The organism is Dyadobacter sp. SRI_021, from assembly GCF_057586235.1.
On sequence record NZ_JBYCZM010000029.1, the window covers coordinates 1 to 8,015 of the forward strand.

Genomic DNA, 8,015 nt, shown 5'->3' on the forward strand with positions numbered 1-8,015 from the left:
ATAGGACTTTGGACGGTGGACTAACATGGCAAGGAGAGAACTTGAACGTAGTTGTGATAACGAATGCGCACCGGTCACGTCAAGTTATTCAGGTTTAATGTATACCTTCGGCTAAATTTGATTTGCTCAAAAACGAAAATCTCCCTATGCCATCCTCCATGGCATTCTTTTTTAAACCTGACATAGAATAATTGCAAAAGAGCAGCTCTGGTCGAATGATTGTTAACAAATCTGATATCGAACTATGGGAGCTTTTTACCTCCGGAAGCCAGACCGCATTCGGCCGGCTATACGATAAATATGCAGATATTTTATATGCATTTGGACTGCGTTACACATCAGACAAGGATATGGTGAAGGATTGTATTCAGGATCTTTTCATTGATCTTCTTCATTACAGAGACGAACTGGCTAAGAATGTGAATGTGCGCTTCTACCTTCTGAAAAGTTTTAAAAGAAAATTACACACGGCGAGTAAGAAGGCTGCCATTTTTAGCCTGAACGAATGGGATCTGGACGACAAGGTGGTATCCAGGTTTTCGTTCAGCGCTGAACAGGATACTGTCAGTGATGAAAGACAGCGCGAAATGCTGCAAGCCCTGGCAGTGGAAATCAACAAGCTTCCCGAAAGACAGAAGGAGATACTTTACCTGAAATTTACACACAATCTGGATTACGAAGAGATAGCTTCTATGATGCAAATCTCGGTCCCCACTTGCAGAACGTTTGTGTATCGTGCGATTAAGGAACTTCGCGGTAAGCTTGAAGTAAGTGCTATATTGCTGATTTTATGGACTTTATAAAATTAACATATTCTTTTTGTTAAAAAAAATCATTTTAGAAGTCTATATTTCGCAGTCTTGTTTCTCTTTCAGTAAATTTTAGTTTCCATGGAAGAGGAAGATTACGACGACTTACAAAATCATCCAGAAAATGATCCCGATCTGACAGGTCCGGAACGCGTAATTGCGGATAATACGAGAATGCTGTTCGAATCGGTTCCCCAGGAAAAACTACCTGAAGGCGAAAAAGACCGGATCTGGAACCGGGTAATAGCATATGCCCGGATACCGAAAGCGGATACCAGCAAAAGGCTTTTCATGCTTGCAGGCTGGTATCGGGTAGCTGCCGTCGTTACCCTAATTTTGTTAGCAGGAGTGGGGTATAAGCTATTGAAACGTCCGGCTGGCGATGCTATGAAACAAGCCGCAGCATCCGTCTCTATTGAATCCACAGAGACCCGTCTGATGCTGGCAGATTCCAGGACCATTCATTTAAAGGGTGAGAATTCTGATGTTGTATATGAAAATGACCTGATCAAAATCGACTCATCCGGTGTCGAAAAAAATGTAAGTCCTGCGCAAAAAGACGGTTTGAACACACTGGTTGTTCCTTACGGCAAGAGATCAAAAATTACTTTGTCTGACGGGACAAAGATCTGGCTCAACTCCGGCTCCAGACTTGTATACCCATCTGAATTTGCAGACGGAAAGCGAGAGGTTTACCTGGATGGTCAGGCCTATTTTGCGGTAGCCCATGATATCGACCGACCGTTTTATGTTCAGACCGACCGCATGGACATCAAGGTATTAGGGACGGAATTTGACGTCAGCTCTTACGGAGATGATCAAAACGTATCTACGGTATTAGCGAAAGGAAGCATAGAATTACTTACACAAAAGGGTTCATTCTGGGGTGGTCAACGATCTAAAATGGTGCCTGGTACCCGCGCTGTTTATGACGGAATTTCCAAACGGGCACAAATTGACAAAGTGAATGTCGACGAATATATCTCCTGGAAAGACGGCTACCTGATTGCCAATCATCAAACATTGAAGGAGGTCTTCAAGAAATTATCCCGCTACTACAAATACGAGTTCACCATTCAGGATGAGGAAGTTGGAATGGAAACATTTTCAGGCTCACTGGATCTTCATGAGGATATAGACCAAATGATCATTGGCCTGGCTGACGCTACATCATTGAAATATCACAAATCAGAAAGGAGGTTCATATTCGAAAAGAACGATACATCATCCGAATAAAAACGGAAGACGCGGCTACGTCTCCCGTTAGAATGCACTTGCAGGCAAGCAAGTGATTTTTAAACAATTGTGTTCAACAAATGTCCATTCAAATTTATGAAAAAATTTGACCAGTCGGGGTATTGCCCTTTGGGAGAATTCGACCCACAAAAGTTAATCAGGATTATGAAGCTGACAGTGTTGCTGTTATGGATCGGAATGATGGGTCTGCACGCTACCGGATATTCCCAAAAAGGAAAGATAAGCGTCAAAATAAAAAAAGGCGATTTAACAACTCTTTTTAACAAAATTCAGAAAGACACCGATTACAGAATTTTCTACAAGGATAATCTCCTCAATAAGGCTGCTGAACTGAAAGTAAATCTGGATCTGGAGAATGTGGAGGTGACCACAGCACTTGACCAGGCATTAAAAGGCAGTCGGCTGGATTACAAAGTAAACGGCAGACAAATATCGATCGTCGAAAGAGAACCTGAAAAGGAAAAGTTCCGAGTCTTGCCCGAGAAGACAGTGTTGGTTGAACCAAAAAACATCCTGCTTTTTGAGATTACAGGCGTAGTCAGAGATCAAAAAGGAACTGCACTCGCCGGCGCTACAATAACGATCAAAGGATCGACGAAAGGGACGACAACGGATGCGAACGGGGCTTTTAAGCTCAATGCGGAGAAAGGGGAAATTCTGGTTTTTTCATTCATAGGTTATCTGGGCAAGGAGGAAATCGTAGGGGATAAAACTTCCTACGAAATAGAACTGGCCGAAGATGCGGCGGGATTGGAGGAAGTGGTCGTAGTTGGTTTTGGGACGCAAAGGAAAATCACAACGATCGGTGCCCAGTCCACGATCTCTGTTGCAGATTTGAAACAGCCCGTACGGAATTTGACGACAGTACTGGCTGGACGCATTTCCGGAGTTATTTCAGTCCAGCGAAGCGGGGAGCCTGGATACGACAACGCATCCCTTTGGGTTCGGGGCGTTTCAACTTTTACCGGTACGAGTCCGCTCGTATTGGTGGACGGTGTCCAACGTGATTTCGCTAATATCAACCCTGAGGATATTGAAAGTTTTTCGATACTGAAAGATGCTTCCGCTACCGCGGTGTATGGTGTCAGGGGTGCCAATGGGGTGATTCTTATCAACACTAAAAAAGGAAAGGCCGGCCGGCCCCAAATCAATGTCGGTTTGAGTCAGGGTGTAACCTCGTTTACAAAACTGCCCAAGTTTGTTGATGGTGCAACGTATATGGAGATGGTTAACGAAGCCAAGTCTACCAGAGGGAATCCGGTTTCCTATTCGCAGGATGCAATCGATAAGACCAGGAGTGGTGAAGATCCCTATCTGTACCCGAATGTCAATTGGTTTGATGAAATCTTTAATAAATATGGTAAAAATAGCCGGGTGAATTTCAACATCACCGGAGGATCCGAGAATGCCGACTACTACATCTCAACATCCTATTTCAGCGAGGCAGGCTTGTTTAAAACCGATGGATTGTCCAGTTACAACTCGGCTATCAAAACAGACAGGTATAATTTCACTTCCAATGTGAACCTGAATTTGACCAGATCTACAAAGCTCAGTCTGGGAATACAGGGGTATGTCATGAATGGGAATTTTCCGGGAACAGGTACCAATGACATTTTCGGGTCAGCCATGCAGGCACCACCGGTCATTTATCCGGTCAAATATCCTGATGGAAAAATCGCAGGCCTTCAAGCCGGTTCTTCTGTTCAGAATCCTTACGATCAACTGACGCAATCCGGATATGTAACTGAGTGGCGCAATCAGCTTTTGTCCAACATCCGGGTTAATCAGGATTTAGGTTTCTGGCTGAAAGGATTGAGTTTTACATCGATGTTTTCGTTCGACGCCTATAATCAGCATACCCTCCGGCGCACAAAAACTTCTGATAATTGGCTGGCGACTGGAAGAAATGAGGCAGGGGATCTCGTTTACAATCAGACGAGAATCGGGAGCGAATACTTGGGTTATTCCAGAACTAATAGCGGTGACCGGCAATTTTACACGGAAAGCTCTTTGAATTATAACAAAAATTGGGAGAAGCACGGATTAGGCCTGATGTTACTTTACAACCAGACAGACAAGGTACCAGGCTTCGCAGACGATTTTATTCTGTCTCTTCCTTTCCGTAACAGGGGTATAGCGGGTCGCGGTACTTATTCCTTCGCAGACCGGTATCTGATGGAATTCAATTTCGGTTACAATGGATCGGAGAATTTTGAACCTTCCAGAAGGTATGGTTTCTTTCCTTCAATAGGGTTGGGATGGGTAGCTTCTGAGGAGAAGTTTTTTAAACCGCTTGCCGATGCATTTCAACTCTTCAAGTTCAGATTCTCCCACGGCCAGTCGGGAAACAGCAATATCGATCCCAACAACAGCAGGCGATTTGGCTTTATTTCTACGGTGAATAATAACGGATCGTACACATTTGGTAAGGCCTATGATGACAAATTAGACGGTTTGGATATCGCAGAGTACGCAGCCAGTGTCAGCTGGGAGGTTTCAACGAAAACAAATTTTGGCTTAGACTTACGCATGTTGAATAATGCTTTGTATCTGCAACTTGATTACTTCAAAGAGCGGAGAGATGGCATATTTCTTCGAAGGTCTTCATTGCCGGCCACGTTAGGTTTGAGAAATAATCCCTATGGTAATTTAGGAGTTACAGAAAATAAAGGGTTCGACGGAACTGTCGAATACAACAAACGAATCGGTAAAGTGGATTTTGGATTGAGAGGCACATTTACCTACGCAAAAAACAAGGTGATTCAGGACGACCTGCCGCCATGGAAGTATCCATGGCTGGAACGGAAAGGCCAGAAGATAGGTCAGCGGTTCGGTCTTATCGCGGATGGACTGTTTGAGACGGAAGAAGAGATTAAAGCGCATGCGACCCAGGTAGGGAAAGTACTGCCCGGCGATGTCAAATTCCGGGACATCAACGGCGATGGGAAGATAGATGCATTCGATGAGATGCCGATCGGATTTGGTTCAATTCCCGAAATTGTTTACGGATTTGGACTAACATTAGGTTATAGGAATTTTTCTCTTGCCGGCTTCTTCCAAGGCATCGGTAATGTAGATATTCTATTAAGTGGAGAAGGGTTTGTTCCTTTTCAGCAGGGTGGTAATCGCGGTAATCTTCTATCTGAAATTACTGATAGGTGGACACCGGAAAATCCAAACCCTGATGCTTTTTATCCCAGACTAACTTTTGGTGATGAGAATATGAATTATAGAACAAGCTCTCGCTGGGTACAAAACGGTCGTTATTTGAGACTGAAAAACCTGGAATTGGCTTACAAATTTCCGTCAAAATGGTTTAAAGCAATAGGCGTGAAGAACTCGCGAATTTACTTGCTTGGGTATAATGTGATGACGTTCAGTAAATTCAAATTGTGGGATGTAGAATTAGGTGATGGAAGAGGGGCTGGATACCCTAACCTTGTAAGCTATAATGTGGGTATCGATTTCAATTTCTGACATTAAAGGAGATATAAGATGAAAAAATTCATATACAGTCTTTTGCTTATAACATGGTTTTCTTCCTGTAGCGAAGATTTCCTTAACCAGGTCCCCGACGATAGACTATCAATTGACCAGGTTTTTCAGCGTCGCACCGAAACTGAGCGTTATCTGTACGGAGCATACTCCTATGTAAGGGATGAAGCAAATCAGTGGGGAGATAATCCATGGACAGGTATGTCAGACGAAGCTGATATGACTTGGGCCAGAAGTGGTTATAACACATATTTTGCGAATATCGGCAGTTGGGATGCTACCTCTAATTTCTATAATTTCTGGACTCATTACTATCAGGGAATACGCACTGCAACCTATTTCATGCAGCGGGTGGGAGAAAATGCAGAAATTCTCCGCTTGCCGGAGGGTAAGCAGCTGATTACACAATATACGGCGGAAGCCAGAGCATTAAGGGCATACTACTATTTTTGTTTACTACGGCAATACGGTCCGATAGTAATTCTGAATAGTGACGAAGTTATTCCTCCCGATCAGCCTTTGGACGACTTACAGATTGCAAGGAGTTCATTCGATGAGTGTGTAACCTTTATTGTTTCGGAGTTGGATAAAGCAGCAAATGATCTGCCTGAATGGTATGGACAGGATCGCGAATATGGCAGAATAACAAAAACTTTTACCAGCGCAGTGAAGGCGAGGTTGCTTTTGTACGCTGCCAGCCCGTTGTATAATGGTAACACTGAACTGGCCGGGATGAAGAATATTGATGGCAAACAGTTGATAAGTCAGCAATATGATGCAAACAAATGGAAGCTGGCTGCTGACGCTTCACGGGCAATTATAGACCTGAATCGTTTTACGCTCTTCAAGCAAAATAATGAGTCCGGTATTTTTGATCCGTATTTGTCTTGTCAAAATGTCTTACTTACACCATGGAACAGTGAGATCATATTTGCCAGAGTTGACAACGGCCTGCAGGATTGGGAGCGACATGCGGCTCCGCGTTTTGGAGGAGGATGGAGTGGCATAGGGGTGACGCAAAATATGGTAGATGCCTACCACATGGCTAACGGTAAAAATATAAAAGAAGCGGGATCCGGATATATAGAAGACGGCTTTTCAACCGCAGATGATAAATACACCAAAGCAGGTACCTATAACATGTGGACAAAGCGGGAGCCAAGATTCTATGTATCGGTGGTTTACAATGGTAGTCAATGGATGAATACATCTGATGGTATCAAAGTAGTGGAAATGTTCAATACCGGTAATACGGGCAAGGCTGGTTCCTATGATCATTCGGCTACGGGCTATCTGGTTCGCAAGAATGTGGATCCGAATTCCAATCCGCGTATCAACCGCTATTCTCGCCGCCCGTTGGTAATGTTCAGGTTGGGAGAGTTTTATCTCAATTATGCGGAAGCATTGAATGAAATCGAGCCCACAAACCCTGACATTGCGAAATATGTAAATCTGATCAGGGAAAGGGCCGGCATTCCCAAGCTGCCCACCGGACTAACGCAGGCTCAAATGAGAGAAGAGATCCGAAATGAGCGCCAGGTTGAACTTGCCTTCGAAAATCAACGGTACTTTGATACGCGTCGCTGGAAAATTGCCGAGCAAACAGACGCTGGTCCGTTTTATGGTATGAATGTGGATGGAGGAAAAAGTGTAAATGATCCGGAATTTTATCAAAGAAAAGTTTTTGAAACCCGTGTTTTCAAAAAAGCTTATTACTTTTTTCCATTGCCACAATCAGAGATTGACAGAAATAAAAATCTGATCCAGAATCCCGGCTGGTAGTTACCTTAATCAGAATCCCCAATACCAAATTAACGGAGGTTGGGCATTTTGATTCGAGACGTTAAGATTTACTATCTAATCGTCCGATATCCTTGGGGACTTATTGGTTGTTAAATAGCGCCGCCAATTTCCTCAAATCATCCAGCAAATGGTTCGAGTTTTGTGCCGTAGGGTGCACTAGATTGAACATCAAAAATCATCAAAGCCCTGCAAATCAGCCATTTGCGGGGTTTTGTTTTTGTACGTATATGGCCAAAACGTGCAAATATTCTCAAAACTCTGGTGAGCAAATCGAGAGCAAATTGCCATTTTTGGGTAAATTTTAGAAGTGCTCACCAGAAAGCTCGTAAGTGGTTTATTTTCAGCCTGTTCAAGAGATGAACATCTTGATTTTTTCGAAGCGATAGACCTATTTTAATCACTAAAAAAGGTTTGTTATGTTAGTTAAATCATTCACATTATTGTTCTATCTGAAAAGAAGAGCCAACTATCAGGCAGGCGAACTGCCGATCTACATGCGCATAACGGTTGATGGCGACCGGTTTGAAATGGCAATTAAACGCCAATGTGAGCCTGAACGTTGGAATGCAGCCGCGGGCCGAAAGCAAGGAAACAAAGAGGATGTAAGACAATTAAATGCCTATCTTGATTCAATCCAAGCAAAGGTTT

The 8,015-nt window shown here is 43.5% G+C and carries 5 protein-coding genes; all 5 read left to right on the top strand.

The features are described 5' to 3' along the window. Positions 1–215 precede the first annotated feature (215 nt). The gene (locus AC2YIT_RS31985) at positions 216–803 is read left to right on the top strand and encodes an RNA polymerase sigma factor (protein ID WP_487281913.1); all 588 of its coding nucleotides are present in this window, start codon (positions 216–218) and stop codon (positions 801–803) included. Between the two features lie 87 nt (positions 804–890). Next, the gene (locus tag AC2YIT_RS31990; protein WP_487281914.1) at positions 891–2,045 is read left to right on the top strand and encodes a FecR family protein; all 1,155 of its coding nucleotides are present in this window, start codon (positions 891–893) and stop codon (positions 2,043–2,045) included. 96 nt (positions 2,046–2,141) lie between these two features. Continuing rightward, entirely contained in the window at positions 2,142–5,546 is a 3,405-nt protein-coding gene (locus AC2YIT_RS31995; protein WP_487281915.1) for a TonB-dependent receptor, read from the top strand. Between the two features lie 18 nt (positions 5,547–5,564). Beyond that, positions 5,565–7,346, top strand: a complete 1,782-nt coding sequence (locus AC2YIT_RS32000) for a RagB/SusD family nutrient uptake outer membrane protein (protein ID WP_487281916.1) — start codon at positions 5,565–5,567, stop codon at positions 7,344–7,346. Positions 7,347–7,783: 437 nt separating this feature from the next. Next, the coding region (locus AC2YIT_RS32005; protein ID WP_487281917.1) for an Arm DNA-binding domain-containing protein at positions 7,784–8,015 on the top strand (232 nt) is incomplete at its 3' end.